Annotated in this window: 18 protein-coding genes and 1 tRNA gene; 12 read left to right on the forward strand and 7 right to left on the reverse strand. The window is 67.8% G+C overall.

Translation table 11 applies throughout. The features are described from left to right. Window positions 1-47 precede the first annotated feature (47 nt). The 3 genes from ispD to rlmB are packed head-to-tail and all read left to right on the forward strand — an operon-like array spanning window position 48 to window position 3,780. Complete coding sequence (gene ispD / locus E3T42_RS16235) at window positions 48-1,259, forward strand: 2-C-methyl-D-erythritol 4-phosphate cytidylyltransferase (RefSeq protein ID WP_134365283.1); 1,212 nt, start codon at window positions 48-50, stop codon at window positions 1,257-1,259. Beyond that, entirely contained in the window at window positions 1,256-2,671 is a 1,416-nt protein-coding gene (gene cysS / locus E3T42_RS16240; protein WP_134365282.1) for a cysteine--tRNA ligase, read from the forward strand. Before ispD ends, cysS begins: the two co-directional genes overlap by 4 nt. Then, window positions 2,671-3,780 (forward strand): 23S rRNA (guanosine(2251)-2'-O)-methyltransferase RlmB, encoded by a 1,110-nt coding sequence (rlmB, locus tag E3T42_RS16245; RefSeq protein ID WP_134365281.1) that lies wholly within the window; start codon window positions 2,671-2,673, stop codon window positions 3,778-3,780. The genes cysS and rlmB overlap by 1 nt, the downstream gene beginning before the upstream one ends. A 180-nt stretch (window positions 3,781-3,960) precedes the next feature. Here the strand turns inward: rlmB and E3T42_RS16250 are convergent, their stop codons facing one another. Next, window positions 3,961-5,289 carry a DUF4032 domain-containing protein gene (locus E3T42_RS16250; protein WP_134365280.1) on the reverse strand — a complete coding sequence of 443 codons (1,329 nt, stop codon included), beginning with the start codon at window positions 5,287-5,289 and terminating at the stop codon, window positions 3,961-3,963. An 80-nt stretch (window positions 5,290-5,369) separates the two neighbouring features. After that, window positions 5,370-6,467, reverse strand: a complete 1,098-nt coding sequence (locus tag E3T42_RS16255) for an ABC transporter ATP-binding protein (RefSeq protein WP_134365279.1) — start codon at window positions 6,465-6,467, stop codon at window positions 5,370-5,372. Between the two features lie 266 nt (window positions 6,468-6,733). On the opposite strand from E3T42_RS16255, the gene E3T42_RS16260 reads away from it, so the two are divergent. After that, the gene (locus E3T42_RS16260) at window positions 6,734-7,648 is read left to right on the forward strand and encodes a thioredoxin domain-containing protein (protein WP_134365278.1); all 915 of its coding nucleotides are present in this window, start codon (window positions 6,734-6,736) and stop codon (window positions 7,646-7,648) included. Between the two features lie 123 nt (window positions 7,649-7,771). Further along, window positions 7,772-7,847: transfer RNA gene (locus tag E3T42_RS16265), tRNA-Thr, on the forward strand. 274 nt (window positions 7,848-8,121) lie between these two features. On the opposite strand, the gene E3T42_RS16270 is transcribed toward E3T42_RS16265, so the two are convergent. Beyond that, window positions 8,122-8,670, reverse strand: coding sequence for a nitroreductase family protein (locus E3T42_RS16270; protein ID WP_134365277.1), 549 nt, complete (start codon window positions 8,668-8,670; stop codon window positions 8,122-8,124). A gap of 3 nt (window positions 8,671-8,673) precedes the next feature. After that, entirely contained in the window at window positions 8,674-9,075 is a 402-nt protein-coding gene (gene msrB / locus E3T42_RS16275; RefSeq protein WP_134365276.1) for a peptide-methionine (R)-S-oxide reductase MsrB, read from the reverse strand. A 184-nt stretch (window positions 9,076-9,259) separates the two neighbouring features. Between msrB and E3T42_RS16280 the strand changes: the two genes are divergently transcribed. The 5 genes from E3T42_RS16280 (at window position 9,260) to groL (ending at window position 13,629) form a co-directional block, all read left to right on the forward strand. After that, window positions 9,260-9,574, forward strand: coding sequence for a DUF3263 domain-containing protein (locus tag E3T42_RS16280; protein ID WP_134365275.1), 315 nt, complete (start codon window positions 9,260-9,262; stop codon window positions 9,572-9,574). 100 nt (window positions 9,575-9,674) lie between these two features. After that, window positions 9,675-10,253, forward strand: coding sequence for a LytR C-terminal domain-containing protein (locus E3T42_RS16285; protein WP_134403389.1), 579 nt, complete (start codon window positions 9,675-9,677; stop codon window positions 10,251-10,253). Between the two features lie 280 nt (window positions 10,254-10,533). Then, entirely contained in the window at window positions 10,534-10,737 is a 204-nt protein-coding gene (locus E3T42_RS16290) for a cold-shock protein (protein ID WP_134362230.1), read from the forward strand. A gap of 169 nt (window positions 10,738-10,906) precedes the next feature. Next, window positions 10,907-11,890 carry a DUF3048 domain-containing protein gene (locus E3T42_RS16295; RefSeq protein WP_166805351.1) on the forward strand — a complete coding sequence of 328 codons (984 nt, stop codon included), beginning with the start codon at window positions 10,907-10,909 and terminating at the stop codon, window positions 11,888-11,890. Window positions 11,891-12,009: 119 nt separating this feature from the next. After that, window positions 12,010-13,629, forward strand: a complete 1,620-nt coding sequence (gene groL, locus E3T42_RS16300; RefSeq protein ID WP_134365272.1) for a chaperonin GroEL — start codon at window positions 12,010-12,012, stop codon at window positions 13,627-13,629. 115 nt (window positions 13,630-13,744) lie between these two features. On the opposite strand, the gene E3T42_RS16305 is transcribed toward groL, so the two are convergent. From E3T42_RS16305 to E3T42_RS16315, 3 genes are all read right to left on the reverse strand, one after another. Then, window positions 13,745-14,035 carry a WXG100 family type VII secretion target gene (locus E3T42_RS16305; protein WP_134365271.1) on the reverse strand — a complete coding sequence of 97 codons (291 nt, stop codon included), beginning with the start codon at window positions 14,033-14,035 and terminating at the stop codon, window positions 13,745-13,747. 134 nt (window positions 14,036-14,169) lie between these two features. After that, the gene (locus E3T42_RS16310) at window positions 14,170-15,879 is read right to left on the reverse strand and encodes a HAMP domain-containing sensor histidine kinase (RefSeq protein ID WP_134365270.1); all 1,710 of its coding nucleotides are present in this window, start codon (window positions 15,877-15,879) and stop codon (window positions 14,170-14,172) included. Window positions 15,880-15,910: 31 nt separating this feature from the next. Continuing rightward, on the reverse strand, window positions 15,911-16,603 hold the full coding sequence (locus E3T42_RS16315; RefSeq protein ID WP_134365269.1) for a response regulator transcription factor: 693 nt from the start codon (window positions 16,601-16,603) through the stop codon (window positions 15,911-15,913). Window positions 16,604-16,712: 109 nt separating this feature from the next. On the opposite strand from E3T42_RS16315, the gene E3T42_RS16320 reads away from it, so the two are divergent. Together E3T42_RS16320 and folP are read left to right on the forward strand one after the other, a co-directional pair. After that, entirely contained in the window at window positions 16,713-17,966 is a 1,254-nt protein-coding gene (locus tag E3T42_RS16320) for an NAD(P)/FAD-dependent oxidoreductase (protein WP_134403391.1), read from the forward strand. Window position 17,967: 1 nt separating this feature from the next. Beyond that, complete coding sequence (gene folP / locus E3T42_RS16325) at window positions 17,968-18,876, forward strand: dihydropteroate synthase (RefSeq protein ID WP_370262707.1); 909 nt, start codon at window positions 17,968-17,970, stop codon at window positions 18,874-18,876. Window position 18,877 lies beyond the last annotated feature (1 nt).

Consider the following 18,877-nt stretch of genomic DNA (forward strand, 5'->3'; position numbering starts at 1 on the left):
CTTTCGCGTTTCCCCTGCCGCACGACCCCACCAGATAGCCTCCTGATATGACTGAATCCCCCGCGCCCGTGGTCGCGGTCATCGTCGTCGCCGCCGGCAGCGGCAGCCGGCTCGGGCACGAGCTGCCCAAGGCCTTCGTCCCCCTGGCCGGCGCCACCCTGCTCGAGCGCGCCCTGGTGTCCGTGTTCGGGATGCGTGATCCGGCGCAAGTCATCGTCGTGGCGCCGGAGGACCGCCTGGCCGTCGCGCGCGAGCTGGCGGCACGGGTGAGCGACGACGCATCCGTTCTCGTGGTTGCGGGCGGCGCGACCCGGCAGGAGTCCGTCAACCGCGGGCTCGCGGTGCTCGGGCCCGAGGTGCGAACGGTTCTCGTGCACGACGCGGCCCGGGCGCTCACTCCCTCCGCGCTGTGCGACGCGGTCGTCGATGCCGTCGGCTCGACCGGGCACGGGATCGTGCCGGGGCTTGCCGTGGTGGACACGATCAAGAGCGTGTCTGGCGCCGGGGTGATCACGGGAACGGTGAACCGGGCCGAGTTGTCCGCCGTGCAGACGCCCCAGGGATTCCCCCGGGACATGCTGGTGGCCGCCGCCGCCGTGGCGACCGCCGAGGCGACCGACGATGCGTCCGTCGTGGCGGCCGCCGGGCACCCCGTCAGCGTGATCCCCGGCGACCCGCTCGCCTTCAAGATCACCACCCCCTGGGACCTGCGCCGGGCCGAATCCCTTCTCCGGGGCAGTTCCCTGCCGGGCGCGTCCGCCCCCCGGGTGGGCACCGGCATGGACGTCCACGCCTTCGACGAGGACTCCGACCTCTGGCTGGCGGGTCTGCACTGGCCGGGGGAGCGCGGTTTGTCCGGCCACAGCGACGGCGATGCCGCCGTGCACGCCATCTGCGACGCGCTCCTCTCCGCTGCCGGCCTCGGCGACATCGGCGGGATCTTCGGCACGTCGGACCCTCGTTTCGATGGCGCCCACGGCGACGTCTTCCTGGCCGAAACCCTCCGACTGGTGACGGCGGCCGGTTTCCGGGTCGGCAACGTCGCGGTGCAGATCATCGGCAACCGGCCGAAACTGAGCCCCCGGCGGTCTGAAGCGGAGGCGCTGCTCAGCGCGCTGCTGCACGCTCCGGTCAACGTGTCGGCGACGACGACGGATACGCTCGGCTTCACGGGCAGGGGCGAAGGCGTTGCGGCGATCGCGACCGCCCTGATTCTCCCCGAACGCCCCGCGAACCCTGACCTAAGCTGGGAAGCGTGACCATGCGACTGTACGACTCCCGGGCCCAGGCCCTCCGTGACTTCACTCCCCGCGTGCCCGGCGCCGTGGGGGTCTACGTCTGTGGACCCACCGTGCAGTCCTCCCCTCACATCGGGCACCTGCGCAGCGCCCTCGTCTACGACCAGCTGCGTCGCTGGCTCACCTACCGGGGCCTCGACGTCACGTTCGTGCGCAACGTCACCGACATCGACGACAAGATCCTGGCCCATGCGGCCGGCACCACGGAGCAGTGGTGGGCGCTCGCGTACCGCTACGAGCTCGAGTTTACGGCCGGGTACCAGCGGCTGGGCATCCTCGCCCCCAGCTACGAGCCGCGCGCGACCGCCAGCATCCAGCAGATGCAGGACCTGATCTCCCGGCTGATCGAGTTCGGCCACGCCTATCCCGCCGACGACGGATCCAGCGACGTCTACTTCGACACCGCGAGCTGGCCCGAATACGGGGTCCTGACCCGCCAGCAGCGGGGCGATATGGAAGCGGCCGCGGATGCCGACCCGCGCGGCAAGAAGGACCCTCGCGACTTCGCCCTCTGGAAGGGCCATAAAGCCCAGGAGCCCGAGTCCGCCTCCTGGCCGTCCCCCTGGGGCTCCGGCCGTCCGGGCTGGCACATCGAGTGCTCGGCGATGGCGGCCCGGTACCTCGGCCCGCACTTCGACATCCACGGCGGCGGACTCGACCTGCGCTTCCCGCACCACGAGAACGAGTTCGCCCAGTCCGCTGCGGCCGGTGACGGATTCGCGAACTACTGGATGCACAACGGGCTGGTCAACGTCAACGGGCAGAAGATGTCCAAGTCGCTCGGCAACTCCGTCTTCGCCGCCGAGCTCCTCGGCCAGGCCCGCGCCATCGTCGTGCGCTACTACCTGGGGGCCGCGCACTACCGCTCCACCATCGACTACCACGAGGATGCACTCGTCGAGGCCGAAGCCGCCCTCGAACGCATCGAGAGCTTCCTCGACCGGGCCGACCGGCGCCTGGCCGACACCCGGTTCGCGGGCTCCGGCGTGGAGATCGTACCGGACGAATTCGCCGCGGCCATGGACGACGACCTCGCCGTCCCCCAGGCCCTCGCCGTGCTGCACGAGACCGTGCGCACCGGCAACGCGGCGCTGGACGCCGAAGATCTGCACGCCGCGGCAGCCGCGCGTGGGCACGTTCTCGCCATGAGCGAGGTCCTGGGGATCAACCCCCTCTCGCCCGGCTGGTCCGTGTCCACGGACGAACCGGCGATGATCGCGCTCACCGCACTCGTGGAGCGCCTTCTGGATGACCGCGAAATCGCCAGGCAGGGCCGCGACTATGCGGCCGCAGACCGTATCCGGGACGAGCTCGTCGCCGCCGGAATTACCATCGAAGACACCCCGTCGGGTGCCCATTGGAGCTTTGACTGATGAAGAACTTAGACCGCAAGTCCCGTACCGGAGCCGTGCGCAAGGGCAGCCGGGGACCGCAGGTCGGCTCCGGCGGCCAGGGCCGTCAGGCCCTCGAGGGCAAGAAGCCCACCCCGAAGGCCGAAGACCGTCCGTACCACCCCGCCGGCAAGCGCAAGGCAGCCCAGGACCGCTTCACCGCGGCCGGCGGCGGCCGCAGCCGCACCGGCGCGGGCCCCAAGAGCGCGCCTCGCGGTGCCAGCACCGGCAACACGGGCGGCGGCGGAGCGTCGACCCGTCGCGCCAAGCAGATCGACGAGCATGAGGTCGTCACCGGGCGCAACTCCGTTCTCGAGGCGCTGCGGGCGAAGATCCCCGCCACGGCCCTGTACATCGCCACGCGCATCGAGATGGACGAGCGGGTGAAGGAGGTCCTCACCCTGGCCACCACCCGCGGCATCCCGGTGCTCGAGGTGATGCGCCCCGAACTCGACCGTCTGGCCGGCCGCGATTCCGTGCACCAGGGCCTCGCGCTCAAGGTGCCCGCCTACGAGTACGCCCAGCCGCTCGAGTTGCTCGAACTGACGATCAGCCGCGGCCACAAGCCCCTCTTCGTCGCGTTAGACGGCATCACCGACCCCCGCAACCTGGGCGCGATCATCCGTTCGACGGCCGCGTTCGGCGGTCACGGCGTGATCGTGCCGCAACGTCGCTCCGTCGGTGTGACTGCGTCGGCCTGGAAGACCTCCGCCGGCGCCGCGGCCCGCCTCCCCGTCGCCATGGCGACCAACCTGACCCAGACGCTCAAGTCGCTGAAGGAGCAGGGCGTGCTCGTCATCGGCCTGGCCGGCGACGGCGATACGCAGCTGCCCGAGCTCGGCATCGGCTTCGCCGAACGCCCGATCGTGATCGTGGTCGGCAGCGAGGGCAAGGGCCTGTCCCGCCTCGTCACCGAGACCTGCGATGCGATCGTCTCGATCCCGATCAGCGCGTCGACCGAGTCGCTCAACGCCGGCATCGCGGCCGGAGTGACCCTCTACGAGGTCTCCCGCCTGCGCGCCGCAGCCAAGGCCGCCAAGGCAGTCAAGTCCGCCGCCGCCGCAGCGGCGAAGGCCGCCGCCGCGTCCTGACCCCACCCGCCCAACCGGGCACCCGCCCAACCGGGCACCCGTCCCGTCCCGTCCCGTCCCGCCCCGCCCACCCGGGCACCCGTCGCCCTCACGCGGCCACGGCACCCCGCCGAGCCGTGAGTAAAGCCCCTATTCCGTCACGGAATAGGGGCTTTACTCACGGCTCGGCGACGATTGTGGCTAGACCTTGAGGCGCCAATCGGCGGCATCGTCGGCGGCGGTGTCATCCGCATCCGCGGCCGCGGCGGTCTCATCGTCGGTGACGTCGATCGGGATGGTGATCTCGCCGGTGGAGGGTTCGATCACGGTCGCCTCGTCACGGCGGTGGCGCAGCACATCCTTGACGTAGGACGTGACGGCCTCGGCCAGGGGGATGTCCCTGGACTGGTTCTGCGCCATGAACCAACGGTGGTCGAGCAGTTGGTGGAAGATCTCGGCCGGCTCCAGCTTGCCCTTGAGGTCGCGGGGAATGGCCCGGATGACCGGTTCGAACACGCGCACGAGCCACTCGTGGGCCAGCATCTCCTCATCGGCCTCCGGGTCGCCGTAGGAGACCCGGTAGGAGTCGAGGTCGTTGAGAAGGCGCCGGGCCTGGTTCTCCTCCGCGTCGAGCCCGGTCAGCCGCAACAGGCGCCGCTGGTGGTGGCCGGCGTCGACGACCTTCGGCTGGATGCGCACGGTCGTGCCCTGGTCGTCGGTCTTGATGGCGAGCTCCTCGATGTCGAACCCGAGGTCGTTGAGGCGCTCGACCCGTTCGGTGATGCGCCAGCGTTCGGAGCTGGAGAAGGATTCGGAACCGGTCAGCTCCTTCCAGAGCAGCCGATAGGCGGCGACGATGCCGTTGCTGACCCGGATGGGGTCGAGTTCGTCGGCTGCGCGCCCGCCGGCCTCGAGGTCCATAAGCTCACCGGCGATGTTGACGCGGGCGATCTCCAGGTCGTTTTCGCGCTGGCCGTTGGACAGGCCGCCCGGGTACAGCTGACCGGTCTCGGCGTCGACCAGGTACGCGGCGAACGCGCCGGCGTCCCGGCGGAACAACGTGTTCGACAGCGACACGTCGCCCCAGAACAGCCCGGCCATGTGCACGCGCACCAGCAGCAGCGCCAGCGCGTCCACCAGCCGGGTCGCCGTGTCGGGGCGGAGGGTCTGCGAGTAGAGGGCGCGGTACGGGAGGGAGAACTTGAGGTGCCGTGTGATGAGTACCGAGTTCAGGGGTTCGGCATCCTCATTCGTGCGATTCGTGATCACGGCCAGCGGCTCGACGCAGGGGATTTCGAGGCTTTGCAGGGTGCGCAGCATCTCGTACTCCCGCTTGGCCATTTCGCTGGTCGTCTCCTTGATCGCGACGACGCGGCCACTCAGATGCGCGAAGCGCACCAGGTGGCGGGAGATGCCCTTGGGGAGGGCGGCGATGTTCTCGTTCGGCCAGGCGTCCAGCGGAAGGTCCCAGGGCAGGTCGAGCAGGGCAGGGTCGGCCGTGGCCGACGTGATATTGAGGGAACCGCTCATGGGTCGAGTTTACCGGTGGACGACAGAACGGCCGGACGGAGCTGACGCGCCGTCCGGCCGTTCAGATGTCGAACCGGGTGTTAGTTGGCGACTGCCCCGCCGAGGCGGAGGCCGTTTTCGGCGTCGAACACGTGCAGGTGGTGCGGCGTCGGGGTGAGGTAGACGGTGTCGCCGGCGGACGGGTGCGAGCGGCCGTCGACACGAGCGACGATGTCGGTGCGCTTGCCCTCGACCGTCGAGTGGCCGTACAGGTAGCCGTCGGCGCCGAGCTCTTCAACCAGGTCGACGTCAACCTGAAGGCCTTCGCCGTGCGTGGTCGAGAGGTGGATGTCCTCCGGGCGGACGCCGATGGTGACCTTGTTGCCGGTCGAGCCGGCCAGGGTCTCCCGGGGGACCGGGATGGTGGCGGTGCCGAACTTGATGCCACCGTCGACGGCGTCGGCTAGGAACAGGTTCATGGCCGGGCTGCCGATGAAGCCGGCAACGAACACGTTGTTGGGCTTGGCGTACAGGTCGCGCGGGGTGCCGACCTGCTGCAGCACGCCATCCTTGAGCACGGCGATGCGGTCACCCATGGTGAGCGCCTCGGTCTGGTCGTGGGTCACGTAAACGGTGGTGACCCCCAGGCGGCGCTGGAGGGAGGCGATCTGGGTGCGGGTCTGCACGCGCAGCTTGGCGTCGAGGTTCGAGAGCGGCTCGTCCATCAGGAACACCTGGGGCTGACGCACGATGGCGCGGCCCATGGCGACGCGCTGACGCTGGCCGCCGGAGAGTGCCTTCGGCTTGCGGCTCAGGTACGGCTCGAGGTCGAGGAGCTTGGCGGCCTCCAGAACGCGGGCGGCGCGCTCGTCCTTGTTGACGCCGGCGATCTTGAGCGCGAAGCCCATGTTCTCGGCGACCGTCATGTGCGGGTACAGAGCGTAGTTCTGGAAGACCATGGCAATGTCACGGTCCTTCGGCGGGACATCCGTCACGTTGCGCTCACCGATGAAGATGTTGCCGTCGTTGACCTCTTCGAGGCCGGCCAGCATGCGCAGGGAGGTGGACTTACCGCAGCCGGAGGGGCCGACCAGAACGAGGAATTCGCCATCGGCGACCGAAAGGTCGAGGTGGTCGACTGCGGGGCGGGTGGAACCCGGGTAGAGACGGGTTGCCTTGTCGAACGTGACTGAAGCCATTATCTGTATTCTCCTTCACCGGCAGGTACGTGCCGGACGATCCGTAGTGATGGGATTTATGTGCCGACCGCCAAGATGATGGTATAAGCCGACTGTTTCAGTATGTCATGCCGTTTGAACCCGACGTCGAGAAGCGAATCTGCGCCACCGCTCACGCGCTCAGGCGCTCAGGCGCCGTCTGGGCGATTCCCAGACTGGGCACCTAGTCTTTGGGAGGCATTCGCAAATGAATTGCCTCTGCACTTACCTATTCGGAGCGAGCATTCATGACTATTGGCGGATCGGGCGATGGTCGTCCCTCTAAGAACCAGCGGCGTGACGCGGCCCGCAAGAAGGCCACGAAGATCCGGGTGGAGCAGAGGAAGAAGGATCGGCGCAATCGGGTCTTCGTGCGGGGCGGCATTGCCGTGGCCGGCATCGCCCTTCTCGCCATGATCGCCCTGGTCCTGGTCAACTCGATCCGCCCGGCTGGTCCCGGTCCGGCGAACATGGCCAGCGACGGCGTCCTCATCGCCGAGGGGATGACGGCCGTCAAGACGTCATCGCTGCAGCCCGACTCCAAGACGGTTCCTTCCAAGCCAGATGCGACCGGCACCGTCGCCGACATCCGCGTCTACGCCGACTACCTGTGCCCGTTCTGCAGCCAGTTCGAAAAGGCCAACAGTGACCAGATCGTCAAATGGGTCGATTCCGGCGCGGCCACCGTCGAGATCCACCCGGTGTCGATCCTGACCCACAAATCATCCGGGACCCAGTACTCCCTGCGAGCGGCCAACGCCGCCGCGTGCGTGGCGAACTACTCGCCCGATGACTTCTACGCCTTCAACGCCGCGCTGTTCGCGAAGCAGCCCAAGGAAGGCACCGCCGGTCTCGACGACGCCGCGATCAAGGCCCTGGTGAAGAAGGCGGGCGTGAACGATGAGCTTTCCGAGATCAACGCCTGCATCGATGACACGACCTACAAGTCCTGGGTGGTCGCGTCCACCGACCGCGCGCTGTCCGGCCCGTTGCCGAACACCGAGATCGAGGCCATCACCGGCACCCCGACCGTGCTCGTCAACGGCAAGCAGTACGTCGGCGCGCTCGACGATCCCAAGGAGTTCGCCGCTTTCGTGCTCCAGTCGGCCGGCGAAACCTACTCGACCTCCACTCCGACGCCCGAGCCGGTCCCGGCTGGCTGATCCGCAGCTGATCCGCAGCTGATCCGCAGCTGATCCGCTGCGGGCCCGCCCCGCCGAGCTGACGTGGCCGCACAGGTCGGCTTCGTGATTTAGGATGGTGTGTCGAGGCGGCATCCGTCTCATGCCGGCCTGGCGCAATTGGTAGCGCACCACTCTTGTAAAGTGGGGGTTACGGGTTCAAGTCCCGTGGCCGGCCCCACTGTTCTGTCATCTGCTCCGTGCATCTGCTCCGTGCCGGAGCGTGACTCGGTGCACGGTCGCCAGCGAAAATCGGCGCACCTGGCAGCACCTGCCTTCTTCAGCACCTGCCTGCCCGAACGAATTCGACGGAGATTTTGCCCGAATCGTTCCCAAACAGGCTGAATTGGCGCTTTTACAGCAGAATCTCCGACGAATTGGTTCGACGCCGGACCGGGCTCTCGGCCGGGGCGGCCAGCAGCGTGGACGGGACGGCCGACGGGGCTGTCCGAAGCTCAGAGCTCGGTGAGGTACTCGCCCGGATCGATGGCCGTGCGCACGCCCGGCCTCGAGTCGGCCGGCACGCCGCCGACGTAGAGCCAGCCCAGGACCTCTTCCGCGTCGGTGAGCCGGTGCACCCGGCGCACCAGGTCGGTGCGGGCCAGCGGCCCCGTGCGCCACATGACGCCCCAGCCGCTGTCGTCGAGCAGGAGGCTCAGGATGTGGCCGACTCCCGCGGCGGCGGCGTCCTGCTCCCAGACCGCAACCTTCTCGCTGTCGCGGCGGCTGACGATCAGGGCGATGAGCAGCTCGGCGCGCAGGGGCTTCGCGGCCAGCCTGGACGCCTCCTCGCCGGTGACACCGGATGCCGCCACGAACGCGTCGCCCAGCTGCCGCCGCCTCTCGCCGCGCACCTCGATCAGCCGCCAGGGGCGCAGCGCACCGTGATCGGCTACCCGGGCCGCGGCGGCGACCAGGGGCAGCAACTCCTCGTGGCTGGGCGCATCCGTCGTCACCTTCGAATGGGACCGGCGGCGACTGACCGCGTCGAGGAGTGCGGACAAGGCTTACTCGGCCGGCTTGAAGCTGAGCGAGACGGAGTTCATGCAGTAGCGGTCGCCGGTGGGCGTTCCGAACCCGTCGTCGAAGACGTGGCCCAGGTGAGAGCCGCAGTGCGCGCAGCGTACCTCGGTGCGCACGACGCCAAGCGAGCGGTCCTCGATCAGCTCGACCGCCTCCGGGCGGACGGACTCGTAGAAACTCGGCCAGCCGCAGCCGGAGTCGAATTTCGTGCCGCTCTTGAAGAGCTCCGCGTTGCAGGCGCCGCAGGTGTAGACGCCGGAGCGGGCCTCGTCGAGCAGTTCGCCGGTCCAGGCGCGCTCGGTGGCGGCCCCCCGCAGGACGGCGTACTGTTCCGGGCTCAGTTCCTCGCGCCACTCGGCGTCTGATTTCTCGACTTCGTAGTCCATGACCTGTCCCTTCGTTTTCGGCCCGAGGGGGCCGAAATCTGTACCTGTCAACCCTAAACTCGGCCGGCCGCGACCGTATTCCTCGAACGGGAACCCGCAGCGGTTTCCCATGGCGGGCGGCGGGCGATCCAGCGAGCATGCAGACCACTGCAAATAGGATGGCAGAAGACGACGGAGGTGGCACGTGGACGGCAGCACCGCTCCCCAGGCGACCGTGGCTCCGGTCCCCGCGCCTGAGCTGTCCGAACGGGAACTGGCGATCCTCGCTTTCGAGGGGCGATGGTGGTCGCAGGCCGGCGCCAAAGAGCAGGCCATCCGGTCCGAGTTCGATCTCTCGGCCGCCCGGTACTATCAACTGCTGGGTGTTCTGATCGATTCCCCTGCTGCACTGGCCCACGATCCGATGCTGGTGAAACGCCTGCAACGGATGCGCGAGGCCCGCGAGCAGGCACGGGCGCGTCGCACACTCCGCCCGACCGAACCGCCGCAGTACCCCTGAACCGCAGTACCCCTGAACCGCAGTACCCCTGAACCGCAGTACCCCTGAACCGCAGCACCGCAGTGAATCACCACCAGCAGAGGATCGAACCAGTACGACGATGCCGACTTCCTACCCGAAAGACCGATTCGACCACCTCCCGCATCACCTCGACCGGGTGGGCGCTCATCGTGCCCCGCAGAAGAAGGGACGCCACTGGGTGGCGTTCTGGTGGGCCCTCGGCGCGACCGCCCTCCTGATCGGGCTCGGGGTCGTCGGGCTGGCCCTCCTGAACAACAATCTCAACATCTCGCTGCCGGGCACGGCAACAGCCTCTGCCTCGGCCACCTCCTCTGCCGCGGCGGCCGCCCCGAGCGCCACCACGACCCCGACCCCCGCCGCGGCCGTCGACCCGAGCCTGAGCGTGACGGTGTTGAACGGCACGCCCGGCGCCGGAGTCGCCAAGGCCGTCGGCGAGACCCTCACCACGGCGGGCTGGACCGTGGACACGCTCGGCAACGCCGACACCGAGGACGTCGCGACGACGACGGTGTACTACGCCGATGCGGGCCTGGAGGGCGCCGCCCGAGGAGTGGCCGAGTCGCTGCCCGGATCCCGGGTGCGGCCGTCCTCCGACTACGCGGACTCCGGGGCGGACCTCACCGTCGTGGTCGGCGCAGATTACGTACCCGCCGGATGACGAAAAACGAATTGCGGATAGCGTCCCCGCCGCCGGGAAACCGCAGGCGAGAGGCTCCTTTACCCGGCCCCCGCTTATACGTCCGGGCGCCCTACGTCAACCCCCTTTCGTTCCTGTACAGCTTCCGTAAATTGGCTAGTGGTCGCTCATTCTGTTGAATCAGGCGCTCTCGAGAGAGGCGAATTCCACTGGCCCCACAGGATGGACGCAGTCACATGCGCCAGGCCCGGTACGGCCAATGGGCGCGTGTCGATCAATCCAAAGCAACAGGGAGTTACACATGGCGAACGGAACCGTCAAATGGTTCAACGCTGAAAAAGGTTTCGGCTTCATCACGGTCGATGGAGGTGGCCAGGACGTCTTCGTCCACTACTCGGCCATCGACATGCACGGCTACAAGGTTCTCGAAGAGGGCCAGCACGTGATCTTCGAACTCGGCACCGGGGCGAAGGGCCCCCAGGCCGAATCGGTCCGCCCGGTCTGATTCAGCGCACAATTCAGGCGAACAATCGAGCCGGACCCTGAATACACCTCCCGTACACGCGCGGCGATGAAGCCGCAGTAGTGTGTGTGGCGTGACAGGCGACAGAACGGCTAAAGCAGGACGACGAAGCACGGCACAGAAATTCCGGTCCAGCCGGATGCTCGGTGCCGTGCTTCTTCCGTTCCTGCTCACGTTGACCTCATGTTCGGCCCTGGTGCCCGCGCCCGCTCAGAGTTCTGCGGGTGACGAGAGCCCGGATGCCACGGCGCTGGCTCCGTTGCGGGGCACCCCCGTGCCGGCGGGAAGCGCGCTCAGTCCCTCGCTGGCGGTCAAGATCGACAATCACGAGGCTGCCAGGCCGCAGGTCGGGCTCGAGCGCACCGACATCGTCTTCGAGGAACTCGTGGAGGGCGGCCTGACCCGGTACGTGGCCGTGTGGCAGTCCGGCATCCCCGAGTTGGTGGGACCGGTGCGCTCCATCCGTCCCATGGATCCCGACATCATTGCGCCCTTCGGCGGCATCGTGGCGTACTCCGGCGGCCAGCAGCAGTTCGTCGACCTGATGGAGGCCACCGACGTGGTCACCGTCTCCCAGGAGAGCGACGAGACCGGTGTGTTCTACCGGGAAGACTCACGCGATGCGCCGCACAACGTCATTCTGAAGGCGAAGGAGCTGGTCGACCGGAACGACACCGTGGCGGTCCCCGCACAGCAGTTCTCGTACACCCCAACGGTGGCGGGGTCATCCGCTGCCACCGACGGTGAGGCCGTCTCGGCCGTCGACTCCCGTTTCTCCGACCAGCGCTGGCCCGGCTGGACCTGGGACCAGGCGAGCCTGACCTACCTGCGTTCCCAGGAGGGGACGCCCGACCTGGACGGCTCCGGCGCACAGCTCCGCGCGACGAACGTCCTGATCCTGCGGGTCGACATCGACGAAACCTCCACGAACGTGCCCAAGACCACGATGGTCGGCTCCGGGGAGGCCTGGGTGTCGGCCGGCGGCAAGAGCCTGCATGCGACCTGGTCCAAGACCGGCCGGGATGCGCCGATCCGGCTGGTGGACGACAACGGCCAGGCGGTGCGGCTCGCGGCCGGCAACACTTGGATCGAGTTGGTGCCGGGTGACCGAGGCTCGGTCGAGCTGCGCCAGTAGCACCCGGCGTTCACTTGCACTCTCGACCCCAGAGTGCCAGAATTGCACTTGGCACTCTCTCCTTTTGAGTGCCAACCCATCACCGTTTTGGTAACGTCCGGGAGGGACGAGAAACACATATGGCAAAGATCATTGCTTTCAACGAAGAGGCCCGTCGCGGCCTTGAGCGTGGCCTGAACATCCTCGCTGACACTGTCAAGGTCACCCTCGGCCCGCGCGGACGTAACGTGGTGCTGGAGAAGAAGTGGGGCGCACCCACGATCACCAACGACGGCGTGTCCATCGCCAAGGAAATCGAACTCGATGACCCGTACGAGAAGATCGGTGCCGAACTCGTCAAAGAGGTCGCCAAGAAGACCGATGACGTCGCGGGCGACGGAACCACCACCGCCACCGTCCTGGCTCAGGCGCTCGTTCGCGAAGGCCTGCGCAACGTCGCGGCCGGAGCAGACCCGATCAGCCTCAAGCGCGGCATCGAGAAGGCCACGGCTGCCGTGATCGCCGAACTCATCGCCAACGCGAAAGAGGTCGAGACCAAGGAAGAGATCGCGGCCACCGCTTCCATCTCCGCCGGAGACGCCGAAATCGGCGCCATCATCGCCGAAGCCATCGACAAGGTCGGCAAGGAGGGTGTCGTCACCGTCGAGGAGTCGAACACTCTCGGCACCGAGCTCGAGCTCACCGAGGGCATGCGCTTCGACAAGGGCTTCCTGTCCGCCTACTTCGTGACCGACCCCGACCGTCAGGAAGCGGTCTTCGAAGACCCCTACATCCTGATCGTCAACTCCAAGGTCTCGAACATCAAGGACCTCCTCCCGATCGTGGACAAGGTCATCCAGACCGGCAAGCAGCTCCTCATCATCGCCGAGGACGTCGACGGCGAGGCCCTGGCCACGCTCGTTGTGAACAAGATCCGCGGAATCTTCAAGTCGGTCGCCGTCAAGGCCCCCGGCTTCGGCGACCGTCGCAAGGCCCAACTGCAGGACATCGCCATCCTCACCGGTGGACAGGTCATCAGTGAAGAGGTCGGCCTCAAGCTCGAGAACGTCACGCTCGACCTGCTCGGCAACGCCCGCAAGATCGTCATCACCAAGGACGAGACCACCATCGTCGAAGGTGCCGGCGACCCCGAAGCGATCGCCGGACGCGTCCAGCAGATTCGCAGCGAGATCGAGAACACCGACAGCGACTACGACCGTGAGAAGCTCCAGGAGCGTCTCGCCAAGCTCGCCGGCGGCGTTGCCGTCATCAAGGCCGGCGCCGCGACGGAGGTTGAGCTCAAGGAGCGCAAGCACCGCATCGAGGACGCCGTCCGCAACGCGAAGGCTGCCGTCGAAGAGGGCATCGTCGCCGGTGGTGGCGTTGCACTGATCCAGGCCGGCAAGACCGCGTTCGAGAAGCTCGAACTGGTCGGCGACGAGGCAACCGGCGCGAACATCGTCAAGGTTGCCATCGACGCTCCACTCAAGCAGATCGCCCTCAACGCCGGCATGGAGCCGGGCGTTGTCGCCGACAAGGTGCGCAACCTGCCCATCGGTTGGGGCCTCAACGCCGCGACCGGTGAGTACGTTGACATGCTCGCTGCGGGAATCAATGACCCGGTGAAGGTCACCCGCTCCGCGCTGCTCAACGCAGCGTCGATCGCCGGCCTGTTCCTCACCACCGAGGCCGTCGTCGCCGACAAGCCGGAGAAGAACGCTGCTCCGGTCGGCGACCAGGGCGGCGGAATGGACTTCTAAGTCCACACCGCTTCACTGTTTCATCGCACGATCGCACGACTGCAACACCGTTCCACAGGGCAGGGCGTCTCCTCCGGGAGGCGCCCTGTTCTGCGTGCCCGGGGATGCGGCCCGGCTAGCGCAGGAACAGGCGGGTGTTGGCCTGCTCGATCTCGGCGTAGTGCTGGCCGGCCTGGTTCAGGGCCTGGCCCAGCGCCTCGGCGCTCTGAGCCACCTGCTGCTGGGTGGCACGCCATTCGGAGACGGCGGATTGGAACGCGGCGGCGGCCTGACCCGACCACGATCCTTCCAGGGCCGTGAGCTGGGAGATGAGCCCCGCGACCTCGGTCTGGATCCGGCCGATCGAGGCCCGGGCTACGGCGGTGGTGTGCAAAACGGCTTCGCTGTCGACCTGGTAACGGGTCATGATGGTCCTTTCGGCGGGGGGAGTGTGCCGAGCAGACTACGAGCCGACGACGCCGGTTGGGCCGGTATCCGCTCGTGGCGGGGAAACCGATCCGAGGCGGGCCTGGGGAGGGACGGCCCGGCCGGAGGCGTCGGCTACGGCGTGGTGGGGGCCAGGCGCTGCGGCGCGTTCGGCGAACCGGCCAGCGGGAACCAGACCCGGAACGTCGCCCCGCCGCCGGGGGTGTCCACGACCTGCACCGTGCCGTTGTGGCTGGCCACGATGGAGGCGACGATGGCCAGACCGAGGCCGCTGCCGCCGGTCTCCCGGGCGCGAGACGTGTCGGCGCGCCAGAAACGCTGGAAGATCTTGTCCCGGATCTGTGGCGGGATTCCCTCGCCGTGATCGATGACGGCGATGGATGCCCGCTGGTTGCGACGGTCGACCGCCACCTCGAGTTCCACCGGACTGTCGGCGGGGCTGAAGCGGAGCGCATTTCCCATCAGATTCGTGATGACCTGCCGGATCTTGTTCTCCTCGGCCATCACCACGGCCTGCACACTGACCGGGGCTGTTTCCGGAGCGGGCTCGGCCGGAGGGGTCGGGACATCCGTCTTGCGCGGTTTGCGCGTGCGCAGGCGGGCCAGGGTGGCGCCGGCGAACGAGACCGACCCCGCGGGCAGGGCGGTTTCCTCCGTTTTCGGGGCCGGCCCGGGGGTGGAAGGCACTTCGCCGGTGGAGTGCGCGAGGTCGATGGCCTGGCGGTCGGTCGTGTCGTCGAACTCGGCCGGGGCGGCACTGACGACGGTCACGGTGCGGCCGGGGGAGGAGGCCATGGCGTCCAGGGCGGCGTCACGGGCCAGCGGTATCAGGTCGACGGGGGCAAGCGCGAGCGGTTTGGTCTCATCCAGTCGGGCCAGTTCGAGCAGGTCCTCGACCAGGCCGCCCATTCGGATGGCCTCCTTCTCGATGCGTTCCATGGCCTGGGCGATCTCCTCAGGGGACTGCAGCGCCCCCATCCGATACAGCTCGGCGTAGCCGCGGACCGAAACTAGCGGGGTGCGCAATTCATGGCTGGCGTCGCCCACGAACCGGCGCATCTGGTCGATCGTGCGAGCACGGTCCTTGAACAGGCGGTCGATGCGGCTGAGCATGGTGTTCAGCGATCGGTTGAGCCGGCCGACCTCGGTGTTCGGGGTGGCGCCGCCGAGCCGCTGGCTGAAGTCCCCGTCGGCGATGGCCGCGGCCGTGCGTTCCACCTCGCGGAGGGGGGCGAAGGTGCTCGTGACCAGCAGACGGGTGAGCAGCGCGCCGACGAGCACGACGCCGAGTCCGAACCCCAGGAAAATGGTGAGGTAGGTGGCCATGGTGTTCTCGGTGGGCTTCAGGGACACGGCCATGACCAGTGTTCCCAACGTCCCCTGCGGGGAGATCACCAGGGGAACCGCGACCGCCAGGAACTGGGTGTCGCCCGCCCCGTCCTTCAGGGTCATGGTCTTGCCGTCGAGCTCGATCACGGTCTGCAGATCCAGCGGTATCGAAATCTGTGGAAGCTCACGGGCGGGGCGCTCGCGCCAGGTGTGGTTCTTGAGGTTGCCGTGCTCGTCGTAGAGCGCGACGAAATAGTCGGAGGAGACGACGGCCGTGGTGCCCTGGCCGAGCGCGGCGGCCGAGTAGCTGTTCGACGCGGTCTGAGCATCCGCCTGCAGCTGGGCATCCACCTGCTGGATGACGTACTGGCGCAGCATGGCCATGGTGCCGATGCCGGACACGAGCAGCCCCAGCGTCAGCATCAGAACCGTCACGCCGGTGATCTTCGACCGAAGGGAAACGCGGCTCCACCGCTCCATGAGTGACTGATGCATGAGGCCCTCAGTGTATGGGCGCAGCCTGTGACTACGCCTTGGCCGCCTTGAGCATGTAGCCGAAACCGCGCTTGGTCTGGATCAGGGGCTCGGTGGAGTGGGCGTCCACCTTGCGGCGGAGGTAGGAGATGTAGGACTCGACGATGCCGGCGTCGCCGTTGAAGTCGTACTCCCAGACGTGGTCCAGGATCTGAGCCTTGGACAGCACCCGGTTCGGATTCAGCATCAGGTAGCGCAGGAGCTTGAACTCGGTGGGGCTCAGCTCGATCGGCTCGTCACCGACCAGCACCTCGTGGGTGTCCTGGTCCATCGTGAGCTCGCCGGCCCGGATGACAGCATCTTCGTCGGCGTGCATGGTTCGCCGCAGGATCGCCTTGATCCGGGCCACGATCTCGTCGAGGCTGAACGGCTTCGTGACGTAATCGTCCCCGCCGACCGTCAACCCGGTGATCTTGTCTTCGGTGTCGTCCTTGGCGGTGAGGAAGAGGATCGGGGCCGTGTAGCCGGCCGAGCGCAGGCGCTTGGTCACGCCGAACCCGTTCATGTCCGGCAGCATGACGTCGAGGATGATGAGGTCGGGCTCCTCCTCGAGGACGGCGGAGATCGCCTGGGCGCCGTTGCCGACGGCTCGCACGGCGAAGCCGGCGAAGCGCAAGCTGGTGGTGAGGAGATCCCGAATGTTGGGCTCGTCGTCGACAATAAGGATGCGGGGGCCATCAGTCATGCTCCCAGTATCTGCGCGTTAGCTGGAAGCATGCTGTGAGCACCCGGTATGCCCTTGTGCTGGGTATATTGGGTGGTAAATCGCGCACCTTCGACGTTGGGAGATCGGTATGCGCACTCCGACTTTCGTAGTTGTCGGGGCCGGCCTCGCTGGCGCACGGGCGGCGGAGACCTTCCGATCGGAGGGGTTCACCGGCCGGATCGTGCTGGTCGCGGGCGAGAACGAGTACCCGTACATCAGACCGCCGTTGTCCAAGGGGTTCCTGACCGGCGCCGAGGAACGGCACGCGATCTACGTCCACCCGGCCGAGTGGTACAACGAGCGGGAGATCGAGGTCAAACGGGGGTGTCAGGCCCGGGCCATCGCCCTGGACACCCACGAGCTGGCGCTGCCGGACCGGGAGTCGCTGCGGTATGACAAGTTGCTGCTCGCCACGGGCGCCTCTGCCCGGCCCTTTCCCGGGGCGGGCGCTGATCTGGACGGGGTGTTCCGGTTGCGAACGGCCCGGGACTCCGAGACGCTTCGCACCGAGCTGGCGCGGGGCGACCGCCACGTGGTGATCGTTGGGGCCGGCTGGATCGGGCTGGAAGTCGCCTCCGCCGCGCGCGGCTACGGGAACGCCGTGACGGTTCTCGGGCGCGAGACGGTGCCCCTGAACACCGCCATCGGCGACCAGGCGGGCGCCGTGTTCGCGCAATTGCACCGCGAGAACGGCGTGGAACTGCGGATGGAAACGCTGGTCGCACGGCTGACCGGCGAGAACGGGGTGGTCACGGGAGTCGCGCTGGCCGGGGGCGAGGTGGTCCCCGCCGATGTGGTCGTGGTCGGGATCGGAGCCGTGCCGAACACGGAGCTGGCGGTGAGCGCGGGGCTGGCGGTGGACAACGGGATCGTCGTCGACGCGGCGTTCCGGTCGATCGACCCGGATGTCTACGCGGTCGGCGACGTCGCCAGCGTGTTCCACCCCGTGCTCCGGCAGCACCTCAGGGTTGAACACTGGGACAATGCGGAGCGCGCCGGCGCCGCTGCCGGCCGGTCCATGCTCGATCAGGCGGTCAGCTACGACCAGATTCCGTACTTCTATACCGACCAGTTCGACCTGGGGATGGAATACTCGGGATACGGCCCGCTGGCGCGGGACGCGGTGGTCGTGTTCCGCGGCGACCGGGCGGCCCGGAAGTTCATCGCCTTCTGGGTGGCCGAGGGCATGGTCGTCGCCGGGATGAACGTGAACGTGTGGGACGTCAACGAGACCGTGCAACGATTCATCAGTTTGAGGGTGCGGGTCGACCCGGCCCGGCTTGCGGATGAAAGAGTTGCACTCGACGACCTGCTCGTCGGAGCATCGGAATGGAGGACCTGACGTGGACAACGCCAACACCCGACTGGCGCCGCTGCGTCCGGAGGTGATCCATCCTCGCCGACTGATCGGCGGCCGAGTGTTCGATTTCTCCCGCGAGGTGGTCGTGATGGCCATCGTCAACCGCACGCCCGACTCGTTCTACGACCGCGGCGCGACATTCGCGCTCGACCAGGCCGTGCAGGCCGCCCGGCAGGCGATCGACGATGGAGCCGACTGGGTGGACATCGGCGGGGTGAAATTCGCGCCGGGTCCAATGATCCCGGTTCAGGAGGAGATCGATCGGGTCGTCCCCGTGGTCGAGGCGCTGCGCGGCTTCGGGGTCGTCATCTCGGTCGACACTTTCCATCCCGCGGTGGCCCGCGCCGCATTGGCGGCCGGTGCGCACGTGATCAACGACACCACGGGCGTGCACGACCCGGCCATGGCCGATGTGGTCGCGGACAGCGACGCGACGCTCGTGATCACCCACAGCCTCGCCCCGCCGCGCACCCCCTGGCCGATGCCCACCTACGGCGACGTCGTCGAGGAGGTCGCGGCCTTCCTGCGCGAACGGGTCGAACTCGCTCTCAGCCGGGGCGTGCCCGCCGATCGGATCGTCGTCGACCCCGGTCACGACCTGAACAAGAACACCTACCACTCGCTCGAACTCACCCGGCGGCTCGGCGAAATCGCCGCGCTCGGGTATCCGACCCTGGTGGCGGTGTCGAACAAGGACTTCATCGGGGAGACGCTCGACCGGGAGCGGGGAGCGCGGGTGGAAGGTTCGCTCGCAGCCGCCGTCTACTGCATCCTGCAGGGTGCCCGGATCGTGCGGATGCACAACGTCACCGCGGCCGTCGATGCCGTGCGGATGACCGAGACGATCATGGGCTTCCGCGAACCCGCCTCCGTGCGCCACAACCTGGTCTGAC

This window comes from Cryobacterium sp. TMT4-10, assembly GCF_004403275.1.
Taxonomy (GTDB): domain Bacteria; phylum Actinomycetota; class Actinomycetes; order Actinomycetales; family Microbacteriaceae; genus Cryobacterium; species Cryobacterium shii.

Excerpts from the sequence above, each read along its gene's own strand:
- ispD (WP_134365283.1), top strand. The coding sequence starts at position 48 with ATGACTGAATCCCCCGCGCCCGTGGTCGCGGTCATCGTCGTCGCCGCC.
- rlmB (WP_134365281.1), top strand. The coding sequence starts at position 2,671 with ATGAAGAACTTAGACCGCAAGTCCCGTACCGGAGCCGTGCGCAAGGGC.
- E3T42_RS16250 (WP_134365280.1), bottom strand. The coding sequence starts at position 5,289 with ATGAGCGGTTCCCTCAATATCACGTCGGCCACGGCCGACCCTGCCCTG.
- E3T42_RS16255 (WP_134365279.1), bottom strand. The coding sequence starts at position 6,467 with ATGGCTTCAGTCACGTTCGACAAGGCAACCCGTCTCTACCCGGGTTCC.
- E3T42_RS16260 (WP_134365278.1), top strand. The coding sequence starts at position 6,734 with ATGACTATTGGCGGATCGGGCGATGGTCGTCCCTCTAAGAACCAGCGG.
- msrB (WP_134365276.1), bottom strand. The coding sequence starts at position 9,075 with ATGGACTACGAAGTCGAGAAATCAGACGCCGAGTGGCGCGAGGAACTG.
- E3T42_RS16285 (WP_134403389.1), top strand. The coding sequence starts at position 9,675 with ATGCCGACTTCCTACCCGAAAGACCGATTCGACCACCTCCCGCATCAC.
- E3T42_RS16290 (WP_134362230.1), top strand. The coding sequence starts at position 10,534 with ATGGCGAACGGAACCGTCAAATGGTTCAACGCTGAAAAAGGTTTCGGC.
- groL (WP_134365272.1), top strand. The coding sequence starts at position 12,010 with ATGGCAAAGATCATTGCTTTCAACGAAGAGGCCCGTCGCGGCCTTGAG.
- E3T42_RS16305 (WP_134365271.1), bottom strand. The coding sequence starts at position 14,035 with ATGACCCGTTACCAGGTCGACAGCGAAGCCGTTTTGCACACCACCGCC.
- E3T42_RS16310 (WP_134365270.1), bottom strand. The coding sequence starts at position 15,879 with ATGCATCAGTCACTCATGGAGCGGTGGAGCCGCGTTTCCCTTCGGTCG.
- E3T42_RS16315 (WP_134365269.1), bottom strand. The coding sequence starts at position 16,603 with ATGACTGATGGCCCCCGCATCCTTATTGTCGACGACGAGCCCAACATT.
- E3T42_RS16320 (WP_134403391.1), top strand. The coding sequence starts at position 16,713 with ATGCGCACTCCGACTTTCGTAGTTGTCGGGGCCGGCCTCGCTGGCGCA.